At 58.6% G+C, this 26,267-nt stretch carries 25 protein-coding genes and 1 pseudogene; 12 read left to right on the top strand and 14 right to left on the bottom strand.

The window, feature by feature from the left end; genetic code table 11:
- The first annotated feature begins 153 nt into the window (after nt 1-153).
- Nucleotides 154-990 carry a tRNA cyclic N6-threonylcarbamoyladenosine(37) synthase TcdA gene (tcdA, locus tag BN1125_RS04245; protein ID WP_042010879.1) on the top strand — a complete coding sequence of 279 codons (837 nt, stop codon included), beginning with the start codon at nt 154-156 and terminating at the stop codon, nt 988-990.
- A 21-nt stretch (nt 991-1,011) separates the two neighbouring features.
- On the opposite strand, the gene BN1125_RS04250 is transcribed toward tcdA, so the two are convergent.
- Together BN1125_RS04250 and BN1125_RS04255 are read right to left on the bottom strand one after the other, a co-directional pair.
- A complete protein-coding gene (locus tag BN1125_RS04250) occupies nt 1,012-1,446 on the bottom strand; it encodes a SufE family protein (RefSeq protein ID WP_042010880.1) in 435 nt (144 codons plus the stop codon).
- Nucleotides 1,447-1,459: 13 nt separating this feature from the next.
- Nucleotides 1,460-2,680, bottom strand: a complete 1,221-nt coding sequence (locus BN1125_RS04255) for a SufS family cysteine desulfurase (RefSeq protein ID WP_042010881.1) — start codon at nt 2,678-2,680, stop codon at nt 1,460-1,462.
- 166 nt (nt 2,681-2,846) lie between these two features.
- Here BN1125_RS04255 and rep point away from each other — a divergent pair, with 166 nt between their 5' ends.
- Nucleotides 2,847-4,859 (top strand): DNA helicase Rep, encoded by a 2,013-nt coding sequence (rep, locus tag BN1125_RS04260; protein WP_042010882.1) that lies wholly within the window; start codon nt 2,847-2,849, stop codon nt 4,857-4,859.
- 2 nt (nt 4,860-4,861) lie between these two features.
- On the opposite strand, the gene BN1125_RS04265 is transcribed toward rep, so the two are convergent.
- The 5 genes from BN1125_RS04265 to BN1125_RS04285 all read right to left on the bottom strand — a co-directional run bounded on the left by BN1125_RS04265 (nt 4,862) and on the right by BN1125_RS04285 (nt 10,910).
- The gene (locus BN1125_RS04265) at nt 4,862-7,138 is read right to left on the bottom strand and encodes a putative bifunctional diguanylate cyclase/phosphodiesterase (protein ID WP_042010883.1); all 2,277 of its coding nucleotides are present in this window, start codon (nt 7,136-7,138) and stop codon (nt 4,862-4,864) included.
- An 84-nt stretch (nt 7,139-7,222) separates the two neighbouring features.
- Nucleotides 7,223-7,678 carry a c-type cytochrome gene (locus BN1125_RS04270; RefSeq protein ID WP_042010884.1) on the bottom strand — a complete coding sequence of 152 codons (456 nt, stop codon included), beginning with the start codon at nt 7,676-7,678 and terminating at the stop codon, nt 7,223-7,225.
- A 196-nt stretch (nt 7,679-7,874) separates the two neighbouring features.
- Entirely contained in the window at nt 7,875-8,903 is a 1,029-nt protein-coding gene (gene tdh / locus BN1125_RS04275; RefSeq protein WP_042010885.1) for an L-threonine 3-dehydrogenase, read from the bottom strand.
- A 56-nt stretch (nt 8,904-8,959) separates the two neighbouring features.
- On the bottom strand, nt 8,960-10,150 hold the full coding sequence (locus BN1125_RS04280; RefSeq protein ID WP_042010886.1) for a glycine C-acetyltransferase: 1,191 nt from the start codon (nt 10,148-10,150) through the stop codon (nt 8,960-8,962).
- Between the two features lie 115 nt (nt 10,151-10,265).
- Complete coding sequence (locus tag BN1125_RS04285; protein ID WP_042010887.1) at nt 10,266-10,910, bottom strand: TetR/AcrR family transcriptional regulator; 645 nt, start codon at nt 10,908-10,910, stop codon at nt 10,266-10,268.
- 157 nt (nt 10,911-11,067) lie between these two features.
- On the opposite strand from BN1125_RS04285, the gene rfaD reads away from it, so the two are divergent.
- Nucleotides 11,068-12,024 carry an ADP-glyceromanno-heptose 6-epimerase gene (gene rfaD / locus BN1125_RS04290; RefSeq protein WP_042010888.1) on the top strand — a complete coding sequence of 319 codons (957 nt, stop codon included), beginning with the start codon at nt 11,068-11,070 and terminating at the stop codon, nt 12,022-12,024.
- Nucleotides 12,024-13,139 carry a glycosyltransferase family 4 protein gene (locus BN1125_RS04295; protein ID WP_052446060.1) on the top strand — a complete coding sequence of 372 codons (1,116 nt, stop codon included), beginning with the start codon at nt 12,024-12,026 and terminating at the stop codon, nt 13,137-13,139. The genes rfaD and BN1125_RS04295 overlap by 1 nt, the downstream gene beginning before the upstream one ends.
- A 416-nt stretch (nt 13,140-13,555) precedes the next feature.
- On the opposite strand, the gene BN1125_RS04300 is transcribed toward BN1125_RS04295, so the two are convergent.
- Nucleotides 13,556-15,448 (bottom strand): LTA synthase family protein, encoded by a 1,893-nt coding sequence (locus BN1125_RS04300; RefSeq protein WP_244268460.1) that lies wholly within the window; start codon nt 15,446-15,448, stop codon nt 13,556-13,558.
- A gap of 264 nt (nt 15,449-15,712) precedes the next feature.
- Here BN1125_RS04300 and BN1125_RS04305 point away from each other — a divergent pair.
- From BN1125_RS04305 to BN1125_RS04315, 3 genes and pseudogenes are all read left to right on the top strand, one after another.
- Nucleotides 15,713-16,069 (top strand): annotated as a pseudogene (locus BN1125_RS04305) (DUF3313 family protein); the annotation flags it as partial.
- 100 nt (nt 16,070-16,169) lie between these two features.
- A complete protein-coding gene (locus BN1125_RS04310) occupies nt 16,170-16,532 on the top strand; it encodes a cystatin family protein (RefSeq protein ID WP_042010890.1) in 363 nt (120 codons plus the stop codon).
- A 125-nt stretch (nt 16,533-16,657) separates the two neighbouring features.
- Nucleotides 16,658-17,188, top strand: coding sequence for a cupin domain-containing protein (locus tag BN1125_RS04315; protein ID WP_042010891.1), 531 nt, complete (start codon nt 16,658-16,660; stop codon nt 17,186-17,188).
- Nucleotides 17,189-17,239: 51 nt separating this feature from the next.
- On the opposite strand, the gene pgi is transcribed toward BN1125_RS04315, so the two are convergent.
- The 5 genes from pgi to coaBC all read right to left on the bottom strand — a co-directional run bounded on the left by pgi (nt 17,240) and on the right by coaBC (nt 22,637).
- The gene (gene pgi / locus BN1125_RS04320; protein WP_042010892.1) at nt 17,240-18,889 is read right to left on the bottom strand and encodes a glucose-6-phosphate isomerase; all 1,650 of its coding nucleotides are present in this window, start codon (nt 18,887-18,889) and stop codon (nt 17,240-17,242) included.
- A 337-nt stretch (nt 18,890-19,226) separates the two neighbouring features.
- A complete protein-coding gene (locus BN1125_RS04325; protein WP_042010893.1) occupies nt 19,227-20,063 on the bottom strand; it encodes a mechanosensitive ion channel domain-containing protein in 837 nt (278 codons plus the stop codon).
- Nucleotides 20,064-20,229: 166 nt separating this feature from the next.
- Nucleotides 20,230-20,826: a nucleoid occlusion factor SlmA gene (gene slmA / locus BN1125_RS04330; protein ID WP_005339495.1), complete on the bottom strand. Its 597-nt coding sequence runs from the start codon at nt 20,824-20,826 to the stop codon at nt 20,230-20,232.
- Nucleotides 20,827-20,894: 68 nt separating this feature from the next.
- Nucleotides 20,895-21,353 carry a dUTP diphosphatase gene (dut, locus tag BN1125_RS04335; RefSeq protein WP_042010894.1) on the bottom strand — a complete coding sequence of 153 codons (459 nt, stop codon included), beginning with the start codon at nt 21,351-21,353 and terminating at the stop codon, nt 20,895-20,897.
- A gap of 81 nt (nt 21,354-21,434) precedes the next feature.
- Complete coding sequence (gene coaBC, locus BN1125_RS04340) at nt 21,435-22,637, bottom strand: bifunctional phosphopantothenoylcysteine decarboxylase/phosphopantothenate--cysteine ligase CoaBC (RefSeq protein ID WP_042010895.1); 1,203 nt, start codon at nt 22,635-22,637, stop codon at nt 21,435-21,437.
- A gap of 148 nt (nt 22,638-22,785) precedes the next feature.
- Between coaBC and radC the strand changes: the two genes are divergently transcribed.
- The 5 genes from radC to mutM all read left to right on the top strand — a co-directional run bounded on the left by radC (nt 22,786) and on the right by mutM (nt 25,398).
- Nucleotides 22,786-23,460: a RadC family protein gene (gene radC, locus BN1125_RS04345; protein WP_042010896.1), complete on the top strand. Its 675-nt coding sequence runs from the start codon at nt 22,786-22,788 to the stop codon at nt 23,458-23,460.
- A 136-nt stretch (nt 23,461-23,596) separates the two neighbouring features.
- Nucleotides 23,597-23,833 carry a 50S ribosomal protein L28 gene (rpmB, locus tag BN1125_RS04350; protein WP_005307492.1) on the top strand — a complete coding sequence of 79 codons (237 nt, stop codon included), beginning with the start codon at nt 23,597-23,599 and terminating at the stop codon, nt 23,831-23,833.
- Between the two features lie 11 nt (nt 23,834-23,844).
- Nucleotides 23,845-24,012, top strand: coding sequence for a 50S ribosomal protein L33 (rpmG, locus tag BN1125_RS04355; protein WP_005307500.1), 168 nt, complete (start codon nt 23,845-23,847; stop codon nt 24,010-24,012).
- A 93-nt stretch (nt 24,013-24,105) separates the two neighbouring features.
- On the top strand, nt 24,106-24,561 hold the full coding sequence (locus BN1125_RS04360; RefSeq protein WP_042010897.1) for a hypothetical protein: 456 nt from the start codon (nt 24,106-24,108) through the stop codon (nt 24,559-24,561).
- A gap of 24 nt (nt 24,562-24,585) precedes the next feature.
- A complete protein-coding gene (gene mutM, locus BN1125_RS04365) occupies nt 24,586-25,398 on the top strand; it encodes a bifunctional DNA-formamidopyrimidine glycosylase/DNA-(apurinic or apyrimidinic site) lyase (RefSeq protein WP_042010898.1) in 813 nt (270 codons plus the stop codon).
- A gap of 281 nt (nt 25,399-25,679) precedes the next feature.
- Here mutM and coaD read toward each other — a convergent pair whose 3' ends face one another.
- A complete protein-coding gene (gene coaD, locus BN1125_RS04370) occupies nt 25,680-26,162 on the bottom strand; it encodes a pantetheine-phosphate adenylyltransferase (protein WP_042010899.1) in 483 nt (160 codons plus the stop codon).
- Between the last annotated feature and the right edge of the window lie 105 nt (nt 26,163-26,267).

A 26,267-nucleotide genomic window follows, 5' to 3' on the forward strand; every position in this document is an offset into this window, starting at 1 on the left:
TGGCTGATATTCAGCAAATTGCCTGAAAATTGACCTTTTATTCCCTCTCCTGCTGCCATTTTCTCTGTATTTTCTCCCCGATTTTCTCCGGTGCAGCCATCGCCGCTAGCTGTGGTTGTCGTTATAATGGCCGCCCTCAAGCAAGGTGGTGGTATGAAAGCAGAATATCTACAACGATTCGGGGGCATTGCCCGTCTTTATGGTCAGAGTGCACTGCGCTCCTTTAGCCAGGCGAAAGTCTGTGTGATCGGGATCGGTGGTGTTGGCTCCTGGGCGGCGGAGGCGCTGGCCCGCGCCGGCCTCAACCAGATCACCCTGATCGACATGGACGATATCTGCATCACCAACACCAATCGCCAGATCCACGCCATGCAGGGTACGGTTGGCCGCCTCAAGACCGAGGTGATGGCCGAGCGCATTCGCGCCATCAATCCCGATTGCGAAGTGATCGAGGTGGATGATTTCGTCACTGCCGACAATCTGGCCGAGCATATCAAGCGGGAGTTTGACTATGTGGTGGATGCCATCGATTCGGTCAAGGCCAAGGTCGCGCTGATAGCCTTCTGCAAGCGCAACAAGATTCCGGTGATCGTCGCCGGTGGTGCTGGCGGGCAGATGGATCCGACGCAAATCACGGTGGCCGATCTGGCCAAGACCATTCAGGATCCGCTGGCCGCCAAGGTGCGCTCCGACCTGCGCCGGCTGCACAACTTCAGCAAAAACCCGGCGCGCAAGTTCGGGGTGGAATGTGTCTTCTCAACTGAGCAGTTGAGCTATCCGGATGGTAATGGCGGCACCTGCCAAGCCAAGGCGGCCAGCGATGGCACCATGAAGATGGATTGCGCCTCCGGCTTTGGTGCCGTGACGCCGGTGACGGCAACCTTTGGGTTGGTTGCTGCGTCCCGGGTATTGAAGAAGATTGCCGAGCGGGGGGCCCGCGCCGAAAAAGAGGCGGGGAATGAAGGAGCTGGGTCGATTAGCGAAGCGTAATCGACCACTGAACAAGCTGGCTTATACCGCCAGCTCCCGCATCGCCAATACGATCGCTCTGAGCCCGTTACCTCGTGACGGGCTCAAGTGTTTCTCAAGCCCCAGTTCGGTGAAATAACCTTCCATATCAAATGCCTGGATCGCTGCTGCGGATTGGTGATTGAGTGCCGCCAGCACGATGACGATAAGGCCCCGCACGATGCGAGCATCGGAATCACAGGCAAAGTGCCAGCAGTCATCCTCACTTTTTTCTCCTTTCAGCCAGGCCTGGCTCTCACACCCTTTCAGGCGGTGCTCTTCGGTCTGCCATTCTGTGTGTAAGGCGGGTAGTAGCTTGCCTAGCTGGATGATAAGGCGGTACTGGTTCTCCCAGCCGTGAGCGGCGGCAAACTGCTGGCGGATGGTGTCGGCGTTGGGCTCAAGGCCAATCTGGGTATAGCTTGCGAGGTCACTCATTCGGTTGTCTGCCTTAGAAGAAGTCACTGAGTTTGTGCAGGGCGACCAGCAGGGCGTCGACATCGTCCCGATTGTTGTAGCAGGCCAGCGAGGCACGCATCGTGCCGCCGATCCCGAGCGACTCCATCAGCGGCATGGCGCAGTGATGGCCGACGCGCAAGGCGATCCCCTGCATATCGAGCAGGGTGGCAGCATCTTGCGGGTGGATGTCGTCGAGCAGGAAAGAGACCGCACCGGCACGCTGGTCGGGTTCGCCTATCAGGCGCAACCCCGGCACCTGTCGCAGGCCAGCAACCAGATAGTCGCTCAGTGCCTGCTCATGGCGGGCCACTCCGTCCCGCTCTTGCGCCATGACAAAGTCGATGGCAGCGGCGAGGCCGATGGCACCGGCGATATGGGGTGTGCCTGCCTCGAACTTGAAGGGCAGGGTATTGAAGGTGGTGCCGCTGAAACTGACCCTGTCGATCATCTCGCCACCCGCCTGCCAGGGTGGCATACGCTCCAGCAATTCGGTGCGGCCCCACAGCACGCCGATACCGGTCGGGCCATAGAGCTTGTGGCCGGAGAAGGCGTAGAAGTCGCAACCGATAGCCTGCACATCCACCTCGAGATGAGCCACCGCCTGGGCGCCGTCGATCAGCGTCACGGCGCCAACCGCTTTGGCGGCAGCCACGATCTGGGCGACCGGATTGACGGTACCGAGGGCATTGGAGACATGGGCCACGCTTACCAGTCGGGTGCGTGGCCCCAGCATGGCGTGATAGGCGGCCAGATCGAGATCGCCCCGCTCATCGAGGGGGATAACCCGAATAACAGCGCCGCTACGCTGGGCGACCAGCTGCCAGGGGACGATATTGGCGTGATGCTCCAGGGTGCTGAGGATGATTTCGTCCCCGGCCTTGAGCTCGCTCATTCCCCAGCTCTGGGCCACCAGATTGATCGCCTCCGTGGTGCCGCGGGTCCAGATCACTTCCCGGCTGTGGGGGGTATTGATAAAGTGGGCGACCGTTTCGCGGGCCGTTTCGAAAGCGCGGGTAGCGCGGCCACTCAGGGCATGGGCAGCGCGATGCACGTTGGCGTTGTTGGCCCGGTAGTAGTGAGCAATCGCATCCAGCACGGCTTGTGGTTTCTGGGTGGTGGCGGCGTTGTCCAGATAGACCAGAGGGTGGCCGTTTACCTCCTGCGCCAAGGCCGGAAACTGGCTGCGCAGTCGGTCGTGCTGTTGCTGATTCATGCTCCCCTCGTCATTATCTGGAAAAGTCGGCCATGATCCTGAAAATAGTCTCCAAACACAAGGCGTGATACGCCCGATAGACGGTTACCTGCCGTGCAGCAGGTCGGCTCACTGGGTGATTTCTGCTACAATGCCGCCCCTCATCATAAGCCAAGAGATCCGGCCCATGAAGCTCAACCCCAATCAGAACGAAGCGGTCAAGTATGTCTCCGGCCCTTGCCTGGTACTGGCGGGTGCCGGATCGGGCAAGACCCGTGTCATCACCAACAAGATTGCCTATCTGGTGCAGCAGTGTGGTTACAACGCGCGCAACATCGCCGCAGTTACCTTTACCAACAAGGCGGCGCGGGAGATGAAGGAGCGGGTCGGCCAGACTTTGGGCCGCAAGGAGGCGCGGGGGCTGATGGTCTCCACCTTCCATACACTGGGTCTCGATATCATTCGTCGGGAGCACAAGAGCCTGAATCTCAAGGCGAACTTCTCCCTGTTCGACGACACCGACCAGCTGGCGCTGCTGAAAGAGTTGACTGAAGACGAGCTCGACAACGACAAGGACAAGTTGTCGGCCCTTATCAGCCAAATCTCCAATTGGAAGAACGACCTTATCCTGCCAGCCCGCGCCATGCGCATCGCTCGCGGACCGGAAGAGGTGCTGATGGCCCAGCTCTACGAGCGTTATCACCGCCAGATGGTGGCCTACAACGCGCTGGATTTTGACGACCTCATCGTGATGCCGACCCTGCTGCTGAAAAGTAATCAGGAGGTACGCGAGCGTTGGCAGAACAAGATCCGTTACCTGCTGGTCGATGAGTATCAGGATACCAACACCAGCCAGTACGAGCTGGTGAAGCAGATCGTCGGCGAGCGAGCCCGCTTCACCGTAGTGGGGGATGACGACCAGTCCATCTACTCCTGGCGCGGTGCCAAGCCGCAGAATCTGGTGCTGCTGAGCGAAGATTTCCCCAGCCTCAAACTGATCAAGCTGGAACAGAACTACCGTTCCAAGCGGCGGATCCTCAAGTGCGCCAACATCCTGATCGCCAACAACCCGCACGTCTATGACAAGGCGCTCTTCTCCGAGCTTGATGAGGGGGTGAAGCTCAAGGTGCTGTTCGCCAAGAACGAGGAGCACGAAGCGGAGCGGATCGCCGCCGAGATGATGGGCCACAAGTTTATGAACCGCACCCGGTTCAAGGATTACGCCATCCTCTATCGGGGCAACCATCAGTCGCGCATCTTCGAGAAGGCGCTGATGACCAACCGCATCCCCTATCGCATCTCGGGCGGCACCTCGTTTTTCTCCCGCACCGAGATCAAGGACATCATGGCCTACCTCAAGCTGCTGGTGAACCCAGATGAGGACACTGCGTTCCTGCGGGTGGTCAACCTGCCGCGCCGCGAGATTGGCCCTACCACCCTCGAAAAACTTGGCCAATATGCCAACCAGCGCGGCAAGAGCCTGTTTGCCGCCAGCTTCGAGCTGGGGCTGGAGCAGCACCTCTCCGGCCGTGGCCTCGTGGCCTTGCAGGCCTTTACCAACTGGCTGGTACGCCTTGGCGATCAGGCGCTGCGTGGCAATCCGGTGGAGGCGGTGCGGGACATGATCAAGGAGATCCACTACGAAGAGTGGCTCTACGAGACCTCCCCCAGCCCGAAAGCGGCCGAGATGCGGATGCAGAACGTCTCCACCCTCTATCGCTGGATCACCGAGATGCTGGAAGGGGATGAGCTGGAGGAGTCGATGACGCTTGCTCAGGTGGTCACTCGCCTCACCCTGCGCGATATGATGGAGCGCAACGAAGGGGAGGATGATGCGGATCAGGTGCAGTTGATGACCCTGCATGCCTCAAAGGGGCTGGAGTTCCCCTATGTCTACATGGTGGGGATGGAGGAGGGCTTGCTGCCCCACCAGACCAGCATCGACGAGGACAACGTGGAGGAGGAGCGGCGTCTCGCCTATGTGGGCATCACCCGGGCCCAGACCGAGCTGACCTTTACCCTCTGCAAGGAGCGGCGCCAGTTCGGCGAGTCGGTACGGCCCGAGCCGAGCCGCTTCCTGCTGGAGCTGCCGCAGGATGACCTTGAATGGGAAAACCAGAAGAAGGTGACTGCCGAGGAGCGCCAGCAGAAGGGACAGGTTGGCGTGGCCAACCTGCGGGCGCTGTTCAAGAAGGATTAACGCTAAGGATTGGCCGGAGTCAGTAGCGGCACTATGTCGGCCCCCGGCATGGGCGGGGCGATATAGCGCCCTTGTCCCATCTGGCAGCCGATATCAATCAGCTTCTGCAACTGCAGCTGGTTCTCGATCCCCTCCACTATCAGGGTGTAATCGAGATCCTGACAGATATCCCGCATGGCGCGGATGAGCGCCAAATCCTTGGGTGATTGCAGCATCCGCTGGGTAAAGCTGTCATCCACCTTGATGTAATCCACCGGGAAGTGGAACAGGGCGTTGAGGGAGGAGAAGCCGGTACCGAAATCATCGAGGCTGATCTGGATGCCCTTGGCCCTCAGGTCATGGAGCGAGGCGAGCGCATCGGAATCTTGCCGCGACAGCTCCCGCTCGTTGAATTCAAAGATCAGATAGCCGTGGGCGACCCCTTCCTCCTCGATGATCCCCATCAACCGCATGATGTGTTCATGGTTCACCAGATGCTTGCCCGATAGATTGATGGCGACCTTGAACTTGCTCTGCCCCGAGATCGGCAGCCAGTTCTTCAGCTGCTGACAGGTGTGGCGCAGGATCTGGTAATCCAGTTCCAGAATCAGGCCGCACTGCTCTGCCAGCGGAATAAAGTCGAACGCATCCTTCAGAATTCCTTCCTCGGTCAACCAGCGTGCCATCACCTCCAGCCCGGTCAGGCGGCTGTCCTGAAGCCGGATCACCGGCTGGAAATAGGGGACGATCCGCCCTTCCCGCAGGGCTCTGGCCAGCATCTCTTCCGGCGAATTCCAGTTCTGATTGATGCAATCTTCCGAGTAGCTGACGATACGGCTGCGGCCATTGCGTTTGGCCTGATACATGGCCAGATCGGCCTGATGGAGTAGCTGGCTGACATCGGTGGTCTGCTCCGAGACGCTCGATACCCCCAGGCTGACGGTAATGCTCAGCTCGTTGCCGAGTAGCCGGAACGGGTAGGAGAGACGGCTGATAATGCGGTTGAGCACCGGGCTGATGTCATCATCGTTCTTGCTGCTGTCCAGATAGATGACAAACTCGTCGCCACCCAGTCTGGCGACCAGATCATTTTGCCGGATGCAGGTCTGCAGGCGGCGGCTTACTTCCTTGAGCAGTTGGTCGCCTGCACTGTGGCCCAGGGTGTCATTGATCTGTTTGAAGTGATCCACATCGATAAAAATCACCGCAAATCCAGGGGATTTGTAGCGGCTGTAGTGGGTCATGGCGTGGTTGAGGTGGTTCATCAACAGCGCGCGGTTGGGCAGTTGGGTCAATGGATCGTGCAGGGCATCAAATTGCAGCCGCCGCTCCAGCTCCTGATGCTGCTTGAGCTGCTTTTGCAGCCGAAGATTGGTCTGGCGTAGTTGCTGCAACCGCTGGTTGATGGAGTCTTCACTATGGATATCGTTGAGCTGCTGGCGGATCCGTTTCAGCTCCAGCAGCAGGGTGATCTGGCCGCGCAGGAAGTCGAGAAACAGCTTGTCATCAGTCTCCAGTGGCTGAGCCGTACTGATGATGAAGTGGGCGAAGTACTGCTGCTGCAATCGCAGCGGCATGCTGTGCCAGTAGCGGGACTCCTTGTTTACCTCGATATTGCTGGTGCTGTGGCACAAGCTGCTGATGAACTCGTCCCCGAGAGGGAGCTGAACAGGATAGATTTTTTCCAGCTTCTGGCTGTTGAGTCTGACCAGCAGCATGTCCTCGATGGCGAGGATCTGGCGCAGCACGGCTTCCAGTTGGGAGAAAAGCGCCTGACTGGGCAGGGTGTTGGCCAGTCGCATGATGCGGCTGATGCTCTCTATCTTCTTTTTCCAGTTAGGATCCTTGCGGATCAAGGGTGAAGGCAGTTCGGTGAGATGAGAGTCCGCCTGGGTTTCGGTCAGTCGCTTGGCCAGACACTCCAGCAACAGGCGCAGGATTGGCAGATCGGCGGGCGTGCCGCGCGCCAGCAGCCACTGCACCTGACCATGTTCAATGGGGAAGACGCACCAGCCTTCGGCTTCATCGAGTTGGGTGAGTTGATCGGTAATACGGGACTGCTCCCGGCCCAGCTGCTGCTTGAAGGTGTCGCTGACCTTGTAGGCGTAAAGCCAGTTGAGGCCAATATCGGAGAGCCCCAGCATGCCGAAATGTTGCAGCGGGCAGAGCTGGTCAATCTGTCGGATCAGCCCATCGTAATCTTCAGGCGTGGCCATATGGGGCGCGGGGAAGTCCATAATAGCCGAGACTAACGCCAGCAAAGGAGTTGAGTAGTGGGATTCGATGGATGGGGACGACATGAGCAACTCCCGAGGTGTCTACCTTACAAGAGTAGTCGGAAGCCGATAGATTGAAAGGGCCTCAATAGTGGCCCATTCAGATGATTATAGCTTGTCGATCATGTAGTGAATGGCGTTTTCAATCTCTTCATCACTACAGTTCGCGCATGTGCCGCGTGGCGGCATCATGCCAGCCTTGCCGGTAAAGCCTTCGATGGCATGTTTCTTAAGCGTATCAAACCCTTGGGCAATTCTGGGTTCCCAAACCGCCTTGTCACCCCGTTTCGGAGCTCCGGCGGCGCCGGTATCATGGCAGGCAAAGCAGGCCCCTTTGTATACAGTCTCACCGTCGCGCGGGCCTGAGGGGGCCTCTGCTGAAGGGGCTGCGCTTGCGCCGACAATACCTTCCAGGTCTTTTGCCGTATAGACCTGACCGACCGGTTTGATTCGTTCGGCAATCGCGTCAGGTGACATCTCGCTGGCAGCAAGCACCGCCCCGGAGAAGCTGGCAGCCATCAGCCCGACAGTCAGAAAATAACTCAGTTTTTTCAGCACGCTCATATACTCCCAGCACTCTTATTATCCCTGTGAACGGAACGGATTATAACCGAATAGTTACAGCCATTTAAATGCTTGTGTGTGAACTGTTAAACACTCTGAGTGCAAAGTTTTGTGCGATATCACGCCAGTGCCGCTGGTGAAGATAAAAAGAAACCCGGCATTCGCCGGGTTTTTGCTAAACAAGGGCTGAAATAGCCTATTTGTCCCAGCTCAGGATCACCTTGCCGGAGTGGCCGGATCGCATCGCATCGAACCCTTGCTGGAATTCGTCGATGTGGAATCTGTGGGTGATGATGGGGGAGAGATCCAGCCCGGACTGGATCAGGCTGGCCATCTTGTACCAGGTCTCGAACATCTCGCGGCCATAGATCCCTTTGATAAACAGCCCCTTGAAGATCACCTTGTTCCAGTCGATGGCCATAGTCGAGGGGGGGATGCCGAGCATGGCGATCTTGCCACCGTGGTTCATCTTGTCGAGCATCTCCTGGAAGGCGCTCGGTACGCCGGACATCTCCAGTCCGACGTCGAAGCCCTCGGTCATGCCAAGCTCGCTCATCACGTCGGCGAGTTTCTCCTTGCTGACGTTGACCGCGCGGGTGGCGCCCATCTTGCGGGCCAGCTCCAGTCGATACTCGTTGACGTCGGTGATCACCACATGGCGCGCCCCCACATGGCGGCAGACAGCCGCGGCCATGATACCGATGGGGCCAGCCCCGGTGATGAGCACATCTTCACCCACTAGATCGAAGGAGAGGGCGGTGTGCACCGCATTGCCGAACGGATCGAAGATGGCAGCCAGTTCATCGGGGATGTTGTCCGGCAGCTTGAAGGCGTTGAAGGCGGGGATCACCAGATATTCCGCGAAGGAACCGGGACGGTTGACGCCAACGCCGATGGTGTTGCGGCACAGATGGGTGCGTCCGGCACGGCAGTTGCGGCAGTGGCCGCAGGTGATGTGACCCTCGCCGGAGACTCGGTCGCCGACCGCGAAGCCACGCACCTCCTGGCCGACGGCGACCACTTCGCCGACATACTCATGACCGACCACCATGGGCACCGGGATGGTCTTCTTGGACCACTCGTCCCAGTTGTAGATATGGATATCGGTGCCGCAGATGGCGGTCTTGCGGATCTTGATCAGCAGGTCATTGTGGCCAAGCTCGGGGGCCGGCACGTCTGTCATCCAGATACCGACTTCTTGGTGCAGTTTGGAGAGTGCTTTCATGGCTGTTCCTTCAATAGGAATGCGAAAAAAGGGGCGCCAGGCCCCTTTTGTTCAGATCAGATGACGCCAAGTTCGCGGCCGATGCGGATGAAGGCGTCGATCGCCTTGTCCAGCTGCTCGCGGGTATGGGCGGCCGACATTTGGGTGCGAATGCGCGCCTGACCCTTGGGCACCACCGGGAAGGAGAAGCCCACCACATAGATACCGGCTGCCAGCATGCGGCTCGCCATTTCGGAGGCCAGTTTGGCATCGCCCAGCATCACCGGGATGATGGCGTGATCGGCACCCGCCAGGGTGAAACCGGCGGCGCTCATTCGCTCGCGGAAGTACTGGCTGTTCTCTTTCAGGCGGGCGCGCAGATCGTGACCTTCGGCCAGCATGTCGATCACCTTGATGGTGGCAGAGACTATGGAGGGGGCCAGCGAGTTGGAGAAGAGGTAGGGGCGGGAGCGCTGACGCAGCCAGTCGATCACCTCTTTCTTGCCGGAGGTATAACCACCGGATGCGCCGCCGAGTGCCTTGCCCAGGGTGCCGGTGATGATGTCGACCCGACCCATCACGCCGCAATATTCGTGGGTGCCACGACCGTTATCGCCGATAAAGCCGACGGCGTGGGAGTCATCCACCATCACCAGCGCATCGTATTTGTCAGCCAGATCGCAGATGGATGTGAGGTCGGCGATGACGCCGTCCATGGAGAAGACGCCATCGGTGGCGATCAGTTTGAAGCGGGCGCCATCGGCATCGGCCTGCTTGAGCTGTGCTTCCAGTTCGGCCATGTCGTTGTTGGCATAGCGATAGCGTTTGGCCTTGCACAGCCGCACCCCATCGATGATGGAGGCGTGGTTGAGAGCATCGGAGATGATGGCATCTTCGGCGCCAAAAAGGGTCTCGAACAGGCCGCCGTTGGCATCGAAGCAGGAGGAGTAGAGGATGGTGTCCTCGGTGCCGAGGAAGCTCGACATCTTCTGTTCCAGCGCCTTGTGTTGGTCCTGGGTACCGCAAATGAAGCGCACCGAAGCCATGCCGAAGCCGTGGCTGTCGAGCCCCTGATGGGCGGCGGCGATCAGATCCGGGTGGTTGGCCAGCCCCAGATAATTGTTGGCGCAGAAGTTCAGTACCTGCTCACCGCCAACGGCGATGCTGGCCTGCTGGGCGGAGGTGATGATGCGCTCCTGCTTGTACAAGCCTTCCGCTTGCACCTGGTTCAGTTGCTCGGTCAGGTGACGATAGAATCCGTTAGACATCCTCGATCCTTATTGGCTATTTCAGCTGCGTATCAACAGAGGGCGACATTTTACTGCAATCCGTTGCGGTACATTCAAATGATTGTGCTGATATTCAACAAATGTGAAACAGATCTCACCCCGCAGGTTGGGCCAGCTGACGGTAGTGCTGTTCCAGCTGGTGGATCTGCCCGGCCACCTGGGGTTGGACATAGGGGCGCAGCAGGAACAGTACCTTCAGTACTCCCTGATAAAGCAGCGGTTTGGTAATGCGGGTGTTGGGAGCCTGAGCGATCTGGAACGGGATCCAGCAGGTGACCACCATCTTGATGGTCTGGCCGAGGTCTGGCAGATCCTCGTCGCTGACATCGATGATGCCCCCTTCCCGCAGGCTCTTGAGCAGGGCCACCACCGATGATCTCATCTGCTCCTGGGCCTTGAGATACTTCTGTTGCAGCGGCTCGTCGCGGCTCAGGATGTCCGGCAGGTTGGCGTAGAAGAAGCGAAACTGCCACATCAGAAAGAAGATGGCATCCAGATAACCCATCAGATCCTGCAGGGTGATTTCTCGGTTGCGGGTCGGGATGAAGTTTTCGCTCAGGTGGCGGGCATACTGGTCGAAGATGGAGTGGATGATGTCTTCTTTATTACGGAAGTGGTAATAGAGGTTGCCCGGGCTGATGCCCATGTGGGCCGCAATGTGGTTGGTGGTGATGTTGCGTTCACCCTGATCGTTGAACAGCTCGGTCGCGCTGTGAATGATCCTGTCTCTGGTCTTCATCACTCATTCCTCCAGCGGGCTTCGCCTGGGTCATGCTGAACAAGGTCGAATCCCCGGACGGCCCGTGATAAACTTTTCGGCAATTTCAAATTGGCTCACTATACACAGCTTTAACAAGCAGTCACATGTAGCCATCAACGTACGAGAGGCAAACTCCATGATCGTAGTAACTGGCGGTGCTGGCTTTATCGGCAGCAATCTGGTCAAGCAGCTGAACGCTCAAGGACGGACCGATATCGTGGTCATCGACGACCTGACCGATGGCACCAAGTTCGTCAATCTGGTCGATTTGACCATTGCGGACTACATGGACAAAGACGAGTTTCAGGCGCGTATTGTCTCCGGTGACGAGTTTGAAGAGTGGGACAACGGCATCGAGGTGATCTTCCACGAAGGTGCCTGCTCAGCGACTACCGAGTGGAACGGCAAGTTCATCATGGAGGTCAACTACGAGTACTCCAAGGATCTGTTCCACTACTGTATCGAGCGCGAGATCCCGTTCATCTACGCCTCTTCTGCCGCGACCTACGGTGGCCGCAACGACAACTTCATCGAAGACCCCAAGTTCGAGCAGCCCCTCAACGTTTACGGCTACTCCAAGCAGCTGTTTGACCAGTACGTGCGCCGCTGGATGCCGGAGATCAATTCCCAAGTGGTCGGTCTGAAGTACTTCAATGTCTACGGCCCGCGTGAGCAGCACAAAGGCTCCATGGCTTCCGTCGCTTTCCACCTCAACACCCAGGTGAAGAAGGGCGAGAATCCCAAGCTGTTCGAAGGCTGTGACGGTTTTCCCAACGGCGGTCAGATGCGCGACTTCATCTATGTGGATGATGTCTGCAAGGTGAACCTCTGGTTCTGGCAGAATCCGCAGCACTCCGGCATCTTCAACTGTGGTACCGGCCGCGCCGAGCCGTTCCAGAACGTGGCCGAAGCGGTGATCAAGCATCACCAGAAGGGAGCCATTGAGTACATTCCCTTCCCGGATCACCTCAAGGGTCGCTATCAGAGCTTTACCCAGGCTGACCTCACCAAGTTGCGCGGTGTTGGCTATGACGGTGAGTTCAAAACCGTGGCCGAAGGGGTGGCCGATTATATGGCCTGGCTCAACCGCTAATGAGCGAAAGCACTGAAGCAAGCCGACCCGCGATCCTGCATATCTGCCTCTCCCAAGGTTGGGGGGGGCTGGAGATGTATCCCGTTCGAGTCGGTAAAGGGCTACTGGCTCGTGATTATCCGGTCTTTGGTCTGGCCCTGGCGGGAAGCCGCGTCGCGGCAGATATGACCGCTGACGGTATGCAGGTGTGGGAAGTAACATCCCGCTTCCAGGCTCTCTTGCAATTGCGCCGTTTACTCGGCTGGCTACGCCAGCACAATATCAGAGTGCTGCACTGCCACAAGTCGAGCGATCTGCTGCTGGCTGCCCTGCTCAAATCTTTTTATCACTGTCGTCTGATCTTCACCGAACACATGGGGGCCAAACGATCGAAGAGGGACTTACTGCACCGCTGGATCTATCGCCATGTAGATAGGGTGCTTGCGATCAGTGATGAAACCCTCAAGCGCAATCGTGCTGCCTTGCCGCTGCCTCCTGAGCGTATATCTCGGCTGTGGCTCGGTACCGAGCTGAAACGCTGCAACGAGGATCCCGGCACCATCCGTCAGGAGCTGGGTATTCCCGCTGGCCTATTGATTGGCATGGTCGGGCGTTTTAGCCCTGGTAAGGGCCAGCGCGAGTTACTTGATGCCTTCTGCTTGCTACGCGCCGAGTTTGCCGATCTCCAGTTGCTACTGGTGGGTGGCAAGTTGGCCAGTGAGGGGGCAAATGAACTATTTGTGGCAGAAATCGAGCAACTGATAACCGCACGCGGACTGCAAACTGTGGTGCATCTTTGTGGATTTCGGTGTGATACCTCCCGTCTGTTGCAGGCTATGGATGTGGTCGTCATTCCATCCCACAACGAGGCCTTTGGCCTGACGGTGATTGAAGCAATGGCATCGGGCAAGGCGATTGTGGGGGCCAACACCGGAGCGATTCCGGAAATCTTAGGTGATAGCGGTTTGCTCGCCAATCCATTGAACGCAAATGAAATAGCCAGTGAGATTGGATTGCTCTTGAACGCTCCCGAGGAGCGTTATCGACTTGGCTCTCTCGCACGTCATCGGGCTGAGATGGCATTTGGTATGCCACAGCATCTGGATGCGCTGGTAAAAATATACTGTCCCGAATAATCCCACGCCGGCGATACAGACAGGCCGATCAGCCCCCAGCTGCAGGTACAGGGCTCGCCCTTTGACCTGAACCTCGTCACCAAACTGGATATCGAACTGGATGGAGCCGGTCACTGCCAGCCGCTCGCGGCTTGGAGGAGTTGCCGCAGCGTTGATTGAGGCGGTCCTCCAACTCGGTGATACGATTCAGGAGCTTGTATATCAGCTCGCGAGCCTGCTCGATAGTCAGAGAGTTAACTGCCGGTGTTAGATGCTTTTTGGTCATGCCAGCGAGCATGCAACACGGGCAGGATCAAGCAAGAGGCAAAGGTGGATCAAGAGATGATCGTCTCGTTTTTCATGTCAACCCACCCTTGGTGAACGGCTACACCGTAACTCCCTTTGTGCCACCACATAGCCGCGTAGCGCTAGCTCTGTCAGGGCTTCACTCCCTCAACCCTTGCATTCAAGTGCCAGCGCAGCAGGGCTGGGTAGGTTTGCTGGCGCTCAATTTGGGCAGGATCGACCGGTTGTGATGTGGCCTCCAGCTTGAGTGAACTGTTCGCCACCCAAGGGTATCGCACTGCTTGCCCACTCCGGGGATAGGCGCCTTGGTCGTCTATCCAGATGTCCTCGTTATAGCCAAAGTTACGGTGCGGATCGTCAACAGGGGCTAGCATATTGCGGCCACCGAGCGCGTGATAGGGGGCGTCCGACAGGCTAAATGCGTAGAGCGTCGGGAAGATGTCTTTATGGGAGCCAGGCCGCAGCGAGTCGTAGTGATGCGGCACTCGGCGGGCGATCGCTTCAGGAACATACACATAGAACGGCACGGCCCGATCCAGCGCCTGTTCGGCAGGGTAGTAGGCTTTTACCCGCCGCATCTGGTGATCGCCGGTTGCCGCGATCAGTGTGCGTTCGCCTAAGGACGAGGCCTTGATTTGAGAAAGGAAGCGCCCAAAGGAATCTGTCGCATATTGGTAGGTGCGAAGCAGGTTAAGCTGATCTATCTGCCCCTCTTCAGCATGGCGCCGCACGGCTTCGGTCAGAGCAACCGGCTGCGGCTGGTAGTGTGGAGGCACCACGTAGGGTGGGTGATTGGTGATGGTGAGAATGCTGATAAACAGGGGCTGTTCGGCATCGGCGAGCAGTTGTTCCGCCAGTCGATAGGCATATTCGTCAGGTACGCCCCAATCGGTCATCTCGTGAGCGGCTTCTGGATAGCGTTCGATCAGGGCGTTCTGGTCATAGATCTTGTCCACTCCTTGTACCGGCAGATAGTTGACCAGATTGCGCCACATCATGTTACCTGGGGAGATAAAGATGACCCGGTATCCGGCTCGTTTATAGGTTTCAAACGGCGTGTCGCCCAGCGCCTTGTATTGGGCTGAGGAGTGACTGATGTTCTGCATCGGGCTGTGAAAGAAGAGAGCCGCCAGCGAGGGGGCGGTACCATTGCCTTGTGACAGGAAGCGGTGAAAAACGAAGTCGCTCTGGAAATGATTGCGCAGGCTGCCCAGCAGATCGTTGCGGCCGGGTTCGTCCAGTGCCAGCAGGTTGCTGCCAAAGCTCTCCATCAGGTTCATCACCACATGCGGCGGGTTTTTAGCCAGCCAAGCATTGACGGGGGTACGCGCCTCCGGCGTGGCAAAGCCCATGACCTTGAGCAGTCGTTCGCCTTCTGCTGCGCTCACCTTCTCGAACTGGATATCCTCCTTGCGATCCTTCAAGGCCCAGTCGATGGCTATCAGACCGTTGGGAGTCAACTTGTTGAGCACGGTGAGATCGGAAATCTGGGCATTAGCACGGCGCAGGGGGAAAGTGCCAGTACTGCCCCTGGCTGACAAGGTGATCAGGATGATGGAGAGTGCCAGAACGGCTAAAAAACGAGGCGTGGACCAGAGGGAGAGCTGGGTCGATGGCTTGCGGCTGGCCTGCCAAGCCAGTAGGAGAGCAAGTGCCAGCGCGGCGATCACCCCTTTGAGGACGGGATAATCCTGCCATATGTTCGCCAGTACTGCGCGCGGACCGTCATCGATCAGTCCGAAAGCGAAGACATCGATATGGTTGTGATAAGTCTGGTAATAGAAGTAATTTCCTATGGCGACCGCCGCTACGATGAAGCCGCATAAACCGAGCAGTGTCGGCAGCAGGCGCTCCCACAGTTTCCAGCCCCTGTCCCAGGCAGCCAGCCCCAGCCCCAGCAGCAGGAAAGGCGCGACCGTCATGCCGGCAATGCGCAGGTCGAAGCGGAGTCCGATGCTCCACATGCGCAACAAATCTTCCCCTCTTTCTACCAGCTGGGCCTGGTCAATAAAGGCGTGGTACATGGCTATCCTGGCTCCCATCAGGATCAGCGTTAAACATAAGAGCTGGAACCAGAGGGTGCGCAGGAGTGAACGGAGTCGAATTTGGTACATAGAGGTCATCTCGTGGCAGGGGCCAAAAAGAAAAGAGCGAAATTATACTCGAAGTCTAAAGATCGACCAATCCGGATTCGAAGGTGAGCATTGCTGACTATAATGCACCAACTTTCGACGATAGTCGGCGCCACCATGCGGTAGGCAAACATATTCAAGGCTCTGTTACAGGAAAACCAAGGCGTCAGGATTACCACCGCCCCCGGCCAGATGGTCATGCGGATCCAAGTTGCCGTCACCCACTTCGATCTGACCCGCCCGACCCCAAGCTGCTGGATCTGCTGCCCGCCAAGATCGCCATCAATGTCACCCGTGAAGTGATCGGCAAGGAGCTCTACCTGCTCAATGTGGGCAGCATGGCCCAGCTGCTCGACTCCCAAAGCGGCAAGTTGCTGGTACGGGTCATGGATGCGCGCACGAGCCCGGATACCACCCGCAAGGATCCCTTCATCAACGCTGGGGAGATGGAGAAGAATCGACCCGTGGGCCGCCAGCCGTGCCAAACAGCTGGCGGACAATCTGGGGCGCTGATCGATTGGCGCGTCCAAGCGGGGCGCAGCGGGAGCCTTTTGGGCTGCAATAATGGCAAGATGTTGATAAGCTGGTCACTTTGCAGGCAGGAGAAAATGATATGAAACGCGTGTTGTTACCCATCCTTGTTGCTGGTCTGGTGAGTGCCTGCAGCACCTCGTCATCCACACCCGAGTGTGTGCCGATGGCGGGTGGCTGGCAGAGTCAGCCGTTGCCCAATGCTGAAGGAGAGGCTGCGCTGGCCAGCGTGCTGGCTCGCATGAACACGGCCGCTAAACTGCAGAGCATCCGCGAGGTGCGCAGCCAGGTGGTCACCGGGGTCAACTATGACATCGAGTTCCAGCTCGACAACGGAGAGGTGTGGAACACCCGTGTCTATCGGGATCTTGCCGGCAACTACCAGATGACCCGCCCGGCTGCACAGGGCGAGCTTCCTCCCTTGCCTTGCGTCAAGGCCAAGTAATTCCTGCTTGTTGAGCCCCTCGTCAGAGGGGCTCATCTGACCAGAAAATTTCTGCTTTTCTCCCCGCATTCTGGCAGTCAGGATGACCCTTCCCGTGACTGCATCCTCATAGAAAAGGAACCGCTATGAATCGCCACCCCTGCATCAAACACTGGCGCGAGCTGCAAGAAGCGGAGCCGGGATCATACCCCGGCAGCGAGGAGCGGATGTCCCTCGGCAGCGCGCTGGGTAAGCACTTCGGCTTTAGCCGCATCGGCATTCACCACGAGCTGGTGGCACCCGGCCATCGCACCAGCTGGCCCCACGCCGAAGAAACCGAAGACGAGTTCGTCCATGTGCTGGAAGGGACGCCGGATGTCTGGCTCGATGGGGTGCTCCACCGGCTGCAACCGGGGGATTCGGTGGGCTTCAAGGCCGGGGACGGGCTGGCCCACACCTTTATCAACAACACGGATAAGTTGGTGCGGCTGCTCTGCGTGGGGGATAGGGATCGTGCCGACAACCGCATCCACTACGCCCTGCACCCCGAGTACAACCGCCAGCTCGGCAAGCGCCACTGGGACGACGTGCCCGAGCGCGACATGGGGGATCACGATGGTCTGCCCGACAAGCTGCGCGAGAGCAACGGCCCCTTCTGGGGCACAACCCGATCATAAAAAAGCCCCGCTCATCGAGCGGGGCTTTTGCATTCAGAAAGGCCGAATAAATCAGGCTTTCCACGCTTTCCAGGTGTTGATCAGACCGTTGGTGGAGGAGTCGTGACTGGTGACAGTCGCATCGGTGTTGAGCTCCGGAAGGATCTGGTTGGCCAGCTGTTTGCCCAGCTCCACGCCCCACTGGTCGAAGGAGAAGATGTTCCAGATTGCGCCCTGGACGAAGATTTTGTGTTCGTACATGGCGATCAGGGCACCCAGGGTTTTCGGGGTCAGGCTCTTGAACAGTATGCTGTTGGTCGGGCGGTTGCCTTCGAACACCTTGAACGGCACCAGATCCTGGACCTGCTCCAGGGTTTTGCCAGCCGCCAGGAACTCGGCTTCGACCTGTTCTTTGCTCTTGCCGAAGGCCAGTGCCTCGGTCTGGGCGAAGAAGTTGGCCAGCAGTTTCGGATGGTGGTCACCGATCGGGTTGTGGCTGATGGCCGGCGCCAGGAAGTCACAGGGGATCAGCTTGGTGCCCTGGTGGATCAGCTGGTAGAAGGCGTGCTGGCCGTTGGTGCCCGGCTCACCCCAGATGATGGGGCCGGTCTGGTAGTCAACCGGCTTGCCGTTGCGATCCACGTACTTGCCGTTGGACTCCATGTTGCCCTGCTGGAAGTAGGCAGGGAAGCGGTGCATGTACTGGTCGTACGGCAGAATGGCTTCGGACTCGGCACCATGGAAGTTGTTGTACCACAGGCCAATCAGCGCCAGCAGCACCGGCACGTTCTGCTCATAGGAGGCAGTGGCGAAGTGCATGTCCATCTCGAAGGCGCCTTGCAGCAGGGCTTCGAAGTTTTCGAAACCGACGGAGAGGGCGATGGGCATGCCGATGGCAGACCAGGAGGAGTAGCGGCCGCCAACCCAGTCCCAGAACTCGAACATGTTGTTGGTGTCGATACCGAACTCGGCTACGGCCTTGCCGTTGGTGGAGAGCGCAGCGAAGTGCTTGGCAACATGGGCCTTGTCACCGGCGATGTTGATGAACCAGTCACGGGCGCTCAGGGCGTTGGTCATGGTCTCCTGAGTGGTGAAGGTCTTGGAAGCCACCAGGAACAGGGTAGTTTCCGCATCAATCTCTTTGAGAGTCTCGGCGATGTGGGTGCCATCGACGTTGGAGACAAAGTGCATCTGCAGGTGGTTTTTGTAGGGGCGCAGTGCCTCGGTGATCATTACCGGGCCCAGATCAGAGCCGCCGATACCGATGTTGACCACATGCTGGATCGGTTTGCCGGTGTAGCCCTTCCACTCGCCACCGATGACCTTCTCGCAGAAGCCCTTCATCTTGGCCAGTACGGCATTCACTTCCGGCATCACATCCTTGCCGTCGCACTCGATGGGGCGGTCGGAGCGGTTGCGCAGGGCCACGTGCAGTACGGAGCGACCTTCGGTCATGTTGATCTTTTCGCCATTGAACATGGCGTCGATCGCGCTGCGAAGATCGGTCTCTTTGGCCAACTCAACCAGCAACTTGAGGGTTTCTTCGGTGATCAGGTTCTTTGAGTAGTCGACCAGGATGTCGCCACCGAAGGTGAGGGAAAACTTGTCAAAGCGCTTCGGGTCCTGCGCGAACAGATCCTTGAGTCGAGTCTCTTTGTTTGCTGCAAAGTGGGCTTCCAGTGCCTGCCAGGCCTGGGTTTGGGTTGGATTGATATTTTTCATAGGATTCCTGAAATGCCAAGTTATGTTTGAACCTTGCAGGCAAGGTCCCGCCAAACCTTATTATCCGAGCATTATAGCGAGCCGGCCGGGCGGCCCGTGTAACAGAGTTTTACCGATTGTCTTTGCCGCAATGGGGCAACCGTCAGGAGTATACAACCAGAACATTGGGATTATGAGTCACGAACGCAAGGGGGATCTTGCGCTCGCTCATGATTGGGGTTAGCCCGCAGCGCTGAAATTGATTTCATTCCGCTGGCCTGATTATGCAGCGGATGGTGCGCCAGAAATGACAATGCCAGCCCGAAGGCTGGCATTGTGAGTTGCCGCAAAAGCGTGCTCACGCTTGCGGTTTTTGCATGTGCATCACCATCTGCGGGAAGGGGATCTCGACGCCTTCGGCATCAAAGGTCAGTTTTACCTTCTCGTGGAAGTCGAACCAGACACCCCAGTAATCGGCGGTTTTCACCCAGGGGCGTACTACGATATTGACCGAGGAGTCGGCCAGTGCGGCGACGGCGATGGTGACGGCCGGATCCTTGAGGATGCGCGGCTCTTCGTTCACCAGGCGCTCCAGGATTTGCTTGGCCTTGCGCAGGTCGGAGCCATAGCCGATGCCGAAGGTCATGTCGACCCGGCGGGTCTCCATGCGCGAGTAGTTGACTATGGTGCCGTTGAGGATGGCGGAGTTGGGGACCACCACCATCTTGTTGTCACCGGAGGTGAGGGTGGTGGTAAAGAGCTGCACGGACTGCACCACGCCTGCAGTGCCCGCCACCTCGATAAACTCGCCTGCCTTGATGGGACGGAAGATGATGAGCAGGAAGCCGGCGGCGAAGTTGGAGAGCGACCCCTGCAGTGCCAGACCGATGGCCAGACCGGCGGCACCGATAATGGCCACGAAGGAGGCGGTCTGCACCCCGACCCGGCCCAGGGCGGCGATCACCACGAACACCAGAATGGCGTACTTGAGGATGCTGCCGACGAATTCGGTGATGGTGGTATCGAGCTTGCGGCTCTTCATCACCTTGACCACGCCACCGCTGATCAGATTGGCGGCGATATAGCCGACCAGCAGGGTCAGCAGGGCGGCCGCGATGTTGACGGCATACTCGATCAACAGCCCCTGGTTGTTAACCAGCCAGGTCTGCGCTTCGGTAATGATTTCGGGTTCCATAGATTGTCCTGTCAGGTGCTAAAAGGTTTATTGCATATGAATCTAACATCGCAGAGCGACAGTGTGGGTCGCATCTGGTACTTCTTTTCTGCCATAAAAACCTGACACAAAAAAGAAGGGAGGCCAATACCTCCCTTCTTTTGCGCTGAATGGGGCTTAAAAACCATCAGCTCTGCAGCAGCTGGCTGCGGATAAACTGCCACTGATCCTCGAAACCCGCTGTGGGTTTTAGCTTGAACTCGGAGCGGACGAACTGGCTGATGCGACCTTCGGTGTAGGCCAGCAGCAGATTGGCCAGCATGGTCTCGTCGAGCTGGAAGCCCTGACCCTCGCGCAGCCGCTTCTCGCGCAGCACCTGCTTGATCTGGGTCTCCAGCTTGTCAAACAGGATGCTGATGCGATCCCGCAACCGGTCATGCTCGCCCAGCAGGGCATCACCATTGAGAATGCGGGTGATGCCGGGATTGCGCTCGGCGAACACCAGCAGCAGCTGCAGTATGTGGTGGCAGCGCGCCATGGTGTCCTTCTCTTCGGCCATGATCAGGTTTACCCGTGAAAGCAGGGAATCCTCGATAAAGTCGATCAGCCCCTCGAACATCCGCGCCTTGCTGGGAAAATGTCGATAGAGGGCTGCTTCAGAGACGCCGACCTCGGCCGCCAGACGGGCCGTGGTGATGCGCTGACCCGGACTGGTTTCCAGCATATGGGCGAGCGCTTGCAGGATCTGATCGCGCCGACTCTGTTTCTGATTACTGCTTGCCATGGATTCCCCTAAAAAAACAATGGCTTGATTCTGTTATTAAGCACCGCCCATCGGGCTGGTGTGGTCTGTTATTGGCGACCAGAAGAACCAAAACCGCCTTCACCCCGTTCGCTCTGGTTGAACTCATCGACCAGTTGGAAGCTGGCCTGAACTACCGGCATGATCACCAGCTGGGCGATGCGCTCGCCGGGTTGCACGGTGAACGCCTCTTTGCCACGGTTCCAGACCGAGACCATCAGCTGTCCCTGGTAATCGGAATCGATCAGACCGACCAGGTTGCCCAGCACGATGCCGTGCTTATGGCCTAGGCCGGAGCGGGGCAGGATGGTGGCACACAGACCCGGATCCTGGATGTGAATGGCCAGACCGGTCGGTACCAGGGTGGTATCACCCGGGGCCAGAGCCAGAGGCGCATCCAGCAGCGCGCGCAGATCCATGCCGGCAGAGCCGGGGGTGGCGTAGGCGGGCAGCGGGTACTCGGTACCGATACGGGCATCCAGAATCTTCAGTTCAATTTGTGTTGTCATGAATCGCTTTTTCAGTTGGATCTTGTATTGGCGCCCCTCTTGGCAAGGCGGTGCGCCGTGAGTCTTGTTCTTTCGGGACGCTCAGTGCCGGTAGTGGCGCGCAATCAGGGCGATCAGGTGACGGGCCAGCGTCAGCTTGTCGGCCAGCGGCAGCGGGGCCTGGCCCCCTTGCCAGAACACGGTCAGGGCATTGTCATCGGCGTTGAAGCCCTGCCCTTCGCGGGACACATCGTTGGCGGCGATCATGTCCAGCCGCTTACGCTGCAACTTGTCGAGGGCGTATTGTTCCACATCCACGGTTTCGGCGGCAAATCCGACGGTGAAGGGCTTGTCTGACAAGGCCCCCACGGCGGCGATGATGTCGGGGTTCTTGATCAGGGCCAGATGAATTTGGTCGTTGTCGCCGGTCTTCTTGATCTTCTGCTCGGCCACCTGGGCGGGGCGGTAATCGGCGACGGCGGCGCAGCCGATGAAGAGGTCGCACTCGCTGACCCGGCTCATCACCGCCTGATGCATCTGCTCGGCACTCTCCACATCGACACGGGTCACACCAGCAGGCGTCGCCAGCGTCACCGGGCCGCTCACCAGCGTCACCTCGGCGCCCGCTTCACGGGCGGCGCGGGCGATGGCATAGCCCATCTTGCCGGAGCTGTGGTTGCTGATGTAGCGCACCGGATCCAGCGCCTCGCGGGTTGGCCCTGCGGTCAGCAGCAGCTTGACGCCCGCCAGCAAGGGCTCGGCGGCCAGCTGCTGGCAGCAGCGCTCCACCAGTTCGAGAGGATCCAGCATTCGGCCCGGGCCCACATCGCCACAGGCCTGGCTGCCGGCATCCGGCCCCCACAGCAGAATGCCGCGGCTGGCGAGGGTCTTGAGGTTGGCCTGAGTGGCGGCGTTGAGATACATCCGCTGGTTCATGGCCGGTGCCAGGGCGACCGGTGCCGGCGTGGCCAGGCAGAGGGTGGTCAGCAGTTCGTCGGCCATGCCGGCGGCCATCCGCGCCATCAGATTGGCGCTGGCGGGAGCGATCAGTACCAGATCGGCCCACTTGGCCAGCTCGATATGGCCCATGCCCGCTTCGGCCGAGGGATTCAGCAGGCTGTAGGATACCGGATGGCCGGAGACCGCCTGCAAGGTCAGCGGGGTGATGAACTCTTTGGCGGAGCGGGTCATTACCACCCGCACTTCGGCGCCCTGATCTTTCAGGCGGCGTACCAGCTCGGCACTCTTGTAGGCGGCGATCCCGCCACTGACACCCAACAGGATGCGTTTATCGGCCAATCTCATCTGCTGTTTCTCTATCCGGCTCATTCTGACTGGTCGGCTAAGATACCACAGGCAATGGATGACGACAGGGGTTGGCATCAAGGGGTGTGGTCGGGCGCGCGCAATTTTTTGCTATGTTTTTTCTCAACAGGGATAAAGGGAGAGACAAATGAGCATCAAAGAGTGGCCGGAAGATGAAAGGCCCAGAGAGAAGCTGTTGCGTCAGGGGCCCGCAGCGCTCTCCGATGCCGAACTGCTCGCCATTTTCTTGCGTACCGGCGTCAATGGCCTGAGTGCCGTGGATCTCTCGCGCAAGCTGTTGAATCAATTCGGCTCTTTACGCAGCTTGCTGGGGGCGGATCAGCAGGCATTCTGCGAGTCATACGGCCTTGGCCCGGCCAAATATGCCCAGTTGCAGGCGGTGTTGGAGATGGCCAGACGCCATCTGGCCGAGCAATTACAGCGGGGCGATGCGCTCACCTCGCCCCAGCTGACCCGCGACTATCTGCAAGCCCAACTGCGGGATCGGCCGCGCGAGGTGTTTGCCCTGCTGTTGCTCGATAATCAGCACAGAGTCATTCAATTTGTTGAGCTTTTTTACGGCACCATCGATTCAGCGAGCGTCTGGCCCAGAGAAATCGTGCAGATCGCGCTCAAACATAATGCAGCCGCGGTGATTCTGGCGCATAATCACCCGTCCGGCGTCGCCGAGCCCAGCAGGGCCGACCGCCAGATCACGGATCGGATCACGGCCGCCTTGGCCCTGATCGATATCAGAGTGCTGGATCACTTGGTGATCGGTGATGGCATCACGGTTTCTTTTGCCGAGCGCGGTTGGTTATGACTGTGCTCTGGCACCGTATTAGTTGATCTTTGATCACGGATGCTGTATAAAATGCCGCCTTCTGTTTGCCCCGCAATCGAAGGCCAGCGGGGCAGATATTTGCTCGAGCAATGAAGTAAGATTTGGAGAGACTGACATGTCTAGAGTATGCCAAGTAACCGGCAAGCGCCCGGCAGTTGGTAACAACCGTTCGCACGCTAACAACGCCACCAAGCGTCGTTTCCTGCCGAACCTGCACACTCACCGTTTCTGGGTTGAGAGTGAAAAACGCTTCGTAAGCCTGCGCGTATCCGCAAAAGGCATGCGTATTATCGACAAGCGTGGCGTTGAAGTGGTTCTGGCTGAACTGCGCGCCAGCGGTGTTAAGGTATAAGGAATTAGATCATGGCTAAAGGTATTCGCGAGAAAATTCGCCTGAACTCCAGCGCCGGTACTGGTCACTTCTATACCACTACCAAAAACAAGCGCACCATGCCCGAAAAAATGGAGATCAAAAAGTTTGATCCCGTTGTTCGTCAGCATGTGATCTACAAGGAAGGCAAAATCAAGTAATGACTTGATGCTGCATTCCCAAAAACCCGGCCTTGTGCCGGGTTTTTTTATGGGCGGAATTCAGTACACTGCCGGAGCGAAAGGAGGCTGGCCATGTTCAAATTGAGCCGCAAAGGCTGGAATAACGTGATTATCGTGGTGGTGCTGATCGTGATCACCCTGTTGCATCGTATGGAGACTGCCCAGCAGGAGAACAGCGCCAAGCGGTCTCGCCCCTTGCTGCCCGATGCCGCCGTGGTGCTCACCTGGCAGGGGCCGAGCTGGCAGATTGAGCGGATCGGTCAGGGCTGGCGCAGCGTGCCGGATCTAGGGCTCGACACGGCTCAGCTGGATGCCCGTCTGGCGCGCTGGCAGAGCTGGTTGCTGCCCCCCGGCGAGGTGGTGCGCGGCACCCCGGTGACCATCAAGGTGTGGATGGCCGGCCAAAACGATCCGGTCGAGATCGGCCTCTATCAGAACAACGGCCAATATGGCGCTCAGCTGCCCTCCGGTCTCTGGCTCGCCCTCACTGCCGAGCAGTATCGCGATCTGCTGCGTCCTGCCCCCTGAGTTCCTTTTCCTTGCGAGGTGCCCATGCCTGAATTGCCAGAAGTTGAAGTCAGTCGTCAGGGGATCTCCCCCTGGCTCACCGGTATCAAAGTGACGCGTGTGGTGGTGCGGGATGGCCGCCTGCGCTGGCCGATCCCCGGTGAAATTCAGGAGCTGGTGGATCTCACCATCCATCGGGTGCGTCGCCGTGCCAAATACCTGCTGCTGGAGACCGATTTCGGCACCGCCATCCTTCATCTGGGGATGTCCGGCAGCCTGCGGGTGCTGGATATCGGCACGCCAGCCGAGAAGCACGACCACGTGGATATCGAGCTGGAGAATGGCAAGCTGCTGCGGCTCAACGATCCGCGCCGCTTCGGCGCCCTGCTCTGGACCCGGGAACCGGCCGAAGCCCATGCGCTGCTCGCCAAGTTGGGGCCCGAGCCGCTCACCGATGCCTTCAGTGCTGATTACCTGCAGGGGCGTGCCAAGGGGCGCAGCACCGCCATCAAGCAGTTCCTGATGGACAATCAGGTGGTGGTCGGGGTGGGCAACATTTATGCCAACGAGGCGCTCTATGCTGCCGGCATTCACCCCAAACGGGCGGCGGGCAATATCAGTGCCGAGCGGCTGGGAACCCTGGTGGCCGAGATCAAGCGAGTATTGGCCGAGGCGATTCGCCAGGGCGGCACTACCCTCAAGGATTTCACCAGCGCCGATGGCAAGCCGGGCTATTTCGTGCAGCAGTTGCAGGTTTATGGCCGTGGCGGTCAGCCCTGTTTCCACTGTCACACCCTGCTGAGCGAAGTGAAAATGGGGCAGAGAACCACGGTATTCTGCTCTCATTGCCAGCGTTAAGGATATTTTTCGCCGAACTTGCGCACAGTTGTAACAGCGTATTTCCACGCTGTTGATAGGCTCCATGCCGGAGCCCGCAGTCGATCAGGCTCAGGCGCGGGGGCGGGAGCCGACCAAAGAGGGACACGGTCTGCAGCGCAAATCCCTGCTGGTGCGGGGGGGCCCGTCAGTAACCGACAAAAGCAGGCTTAGGTACCCACGCCGAGGTCGATACAACAAGGGCTACCCGTGGGTAGCCCTTGTTCGTAGTTGCCGTCGGGAATGGCGAGTGTGGAAGGGGATCACCCTTTCTGCTTGGCGGCGATGGCCTGGGCCACCACGGGGTCGACAAACTGGCGGATATCGCCACCGTGCAGCGCCACCTCTTTCACCAGAGTGGAGGAGATAAAGGAGTTCTCCTCCGCCGGGGTGAGGAAGACGCTCTCAAGCTCCGGCATCAGGCGGCGGTTCATGTTGGCCAGCTGGAACTCGTACTCGAAGTCGGAGACGGCGCGCAGGCCGCGGATCAGCACGTTGGCCTGATGCTCTTTGGCGAAATCGACCAATAGGCCGGAGAAGCCCACCACCCTGACGTTGGGAAGTTGACTGGTCACTTTCTGGACAAGCTGGACACGTTCTGCCAGATCGAACAGCGGGCGCTTGCTCGGGCTGTTGGCGACACCGACCACCACCTCGTCAAACAGCTTGGCGGCGCGGCCGATCAGATCGGCGTGGCCATTGGTAACGGGATCAAACGTCCCGGGATAAATCACCCTGGTAGTCATCTTTGCGGTCCTGCAACCTGGAAATTTTGTCGCATTATAAGGTCGTCGCTTGAGAATAGCAGTGCATCAGGCAAGAATATGCCATCGCGCATCAAGCCTCCCTGC

The sequence above is a fragment of the Aeromonas fluvialis genome (assembly GCF_000819885.1).
Classification (GTDB): Bacteria; Pseudomonadota; Gammaproteobacteria; order Enterobacterales; family Aeromonadaceae; genus Aeromonas; species Aeromonas fluvialis.

Excerpts from the sequence above, each read along its gene's own strand:
- tcdA (WP_042010879.1), top strand. The coding sequence starts at position 154 with ATGAAAGCAGAATATCTACAACGATTCGGGGGCATTGCCCGTCTTTAT.
- BN1125_RS04250 (WP_042010880.1), bottom strand. The coding sequence starts at position 1,446 with ATGAGTGACCTCGCAAGCTATACCCAGATTGGCCTTGAGCCCAACGCC.
- BN1125_RS04255 (WP_042010881.1), bottom strand. The coding sequence starts at position 2,680 with ATGAATCAGCAACAGCACGACCGACTGCGCAGCCAGTTTCCGGCCTTG.
- rep (WP_042010882.1), top strand. The coding sequence starts at position 2,847 with ATGAAGCTCAACCCCAATCAGAACGAAGCGGTCAAGTATGTCTCCGGC.
- BN1125_RS04265 (WP_042010883.1), bottom strand. The coding sequence starts at position 7,138 with ATGTCGTCCCCATCCATCGAATCCCACTACTCAACTCCTTTGCTGGCG.
- BN1125_RS04270 (WP_042010884.1), bottom strand. The coding sequence starts at position 7,678 with ATGAGCGTGCTGAAAAAACTGAGTTATTTTCTGACTGTCGGGCTGATG.
- tdh (WP_042010885.1), bottom strand. The coding sequence starts at position 8,903 with ATGAAAGCACTCTCCAAACTGCACCAAGAAGTCGGTATCTGGATGACA.
- BN1125_RS04280 (WP_042010886.1), bottom strand. The coding sequence starts at position 10,150 with ATGTCTAACGGATTCTATCGTCACCTGACCGAGCAACTGAACCAGGTG.
- BN1125_RS04285 (WP_042010887.1), bottom strand. The coding sequence starts at position 10,910 with ATGAAGACCAGAGACAGGATCATTCACAGCGCGACCGAGCTGTTCAAC.
- rfaD (WP_042010888.1), top strand. The coding sequence starts at position 11,068 with ATGATCGTAGTAACTGGCGGTGCTGGCTTTATCGGCAGCAATCTGGTC.
- BN1125_RS04295 (WP_052446060.1), top strand. The coding sequence starts at position 12,024 with ATGAGCGAAAGCACTGAAGCAAGCCGACCCGCGATCCTGCATATCTGC.
- BN1125_RS04300 (WP_244268460.1), bottom strand. The coding sequence starts at position 15,448 with ATGTACCACGCCTTTATTGACCAGGCCCAGCTGGTAGAAAGAGGGGAA.
- BN1125_RS04310 (WP_042010890.1), top strand. The coding sequence starts at position 16,170 with ATGAAACGCGTGTTGTTACCCATCCTTGTTGCTGGTCTGGTGAGTGCC.
- BN1125_RS04315 (WP_042010891.1), top strand. The coding sequence starts at position 16,658 with ATGAATCGCCACCCCTGCATCAAACACTGGCGCGAGCTGCAAGAAGCG.
- pgi (WP_042010892.1), bottom strand. The coding sequence starts at position 18,889 with ATGAAAAATATCAATCCAACCCAAACCCAGGCCTGGCAGGCACTGGAA.
- BN1125_RS04325 (WP_042010893.1), bottom strand. The coding sequence starts at position 20,063 with ATGGAACCCGAAATCATTACCGAAGCGCAGACCTGGCTGGTTAACAAC.
- slmA (WP_005339495.1), bottom strand. The coding sequence starts at position 20,826 with ATGGCAAGCAGTAATCAGAAACAGAGTCGGCGCGATCAGATCCTGCAA.
- dut (WP_042010894.1), bottom strand. The coding sequence starts at position 21,353 with ATGACAACACAAATTGAACTGAAGATTCTGGATGCCCGTATCGGTACC.
- coaBC (WP_042010895.1), bottom strand. The coding sequence starts at position 22,637 with ATGAGATTGGCCGATAAACGCATCCTGTTGGGTGTCAGTGGCGGGATC.
- radC (WP_042010896.1), top strand. The coding sequence starts at position 22,786 with ATGAGCATCAAAGAGTGGCCGGAAGATGAAAGGCCCAGAGAGAAGCTG.
- rpmB (WP_005307492.1), top strand. The coding sequence starts at position 23,597 with ATGTCTAGAGTATGCCAAGTAACCGGCAAGCGCCCGGCAGTTGGTAAC.
- rpmG (WP_005307500.1), top strand. The coding sequence starts at position 23,845 with ATGGCTAAAGGTATTCGCGAGAAAATTCGCCTGAACTCCAGCGCCGGT.
- BN1125_RS04360 (WP_042010897.1), top strand. The coding sequence starts at position 24,106 with ATGTTCAAATTGAGCCGCAAAGGCTGGAATAACGTGATTATCGTGGTG.
- mutM (WP_042010898.1), top strand. The coding sequence starts at position 24,586 with ATGCCTGAATTGCCAGAAGTTGAAGTCAGTCGTCAGGGGATCTCCCCC.
- coaD (WP_042010899.1), bottom strand. The coding sequence starts at position 26,162 with ATGACTACCAGGGTGATTTATCCCGGGACGTTTGATCCCGTTACCAAT.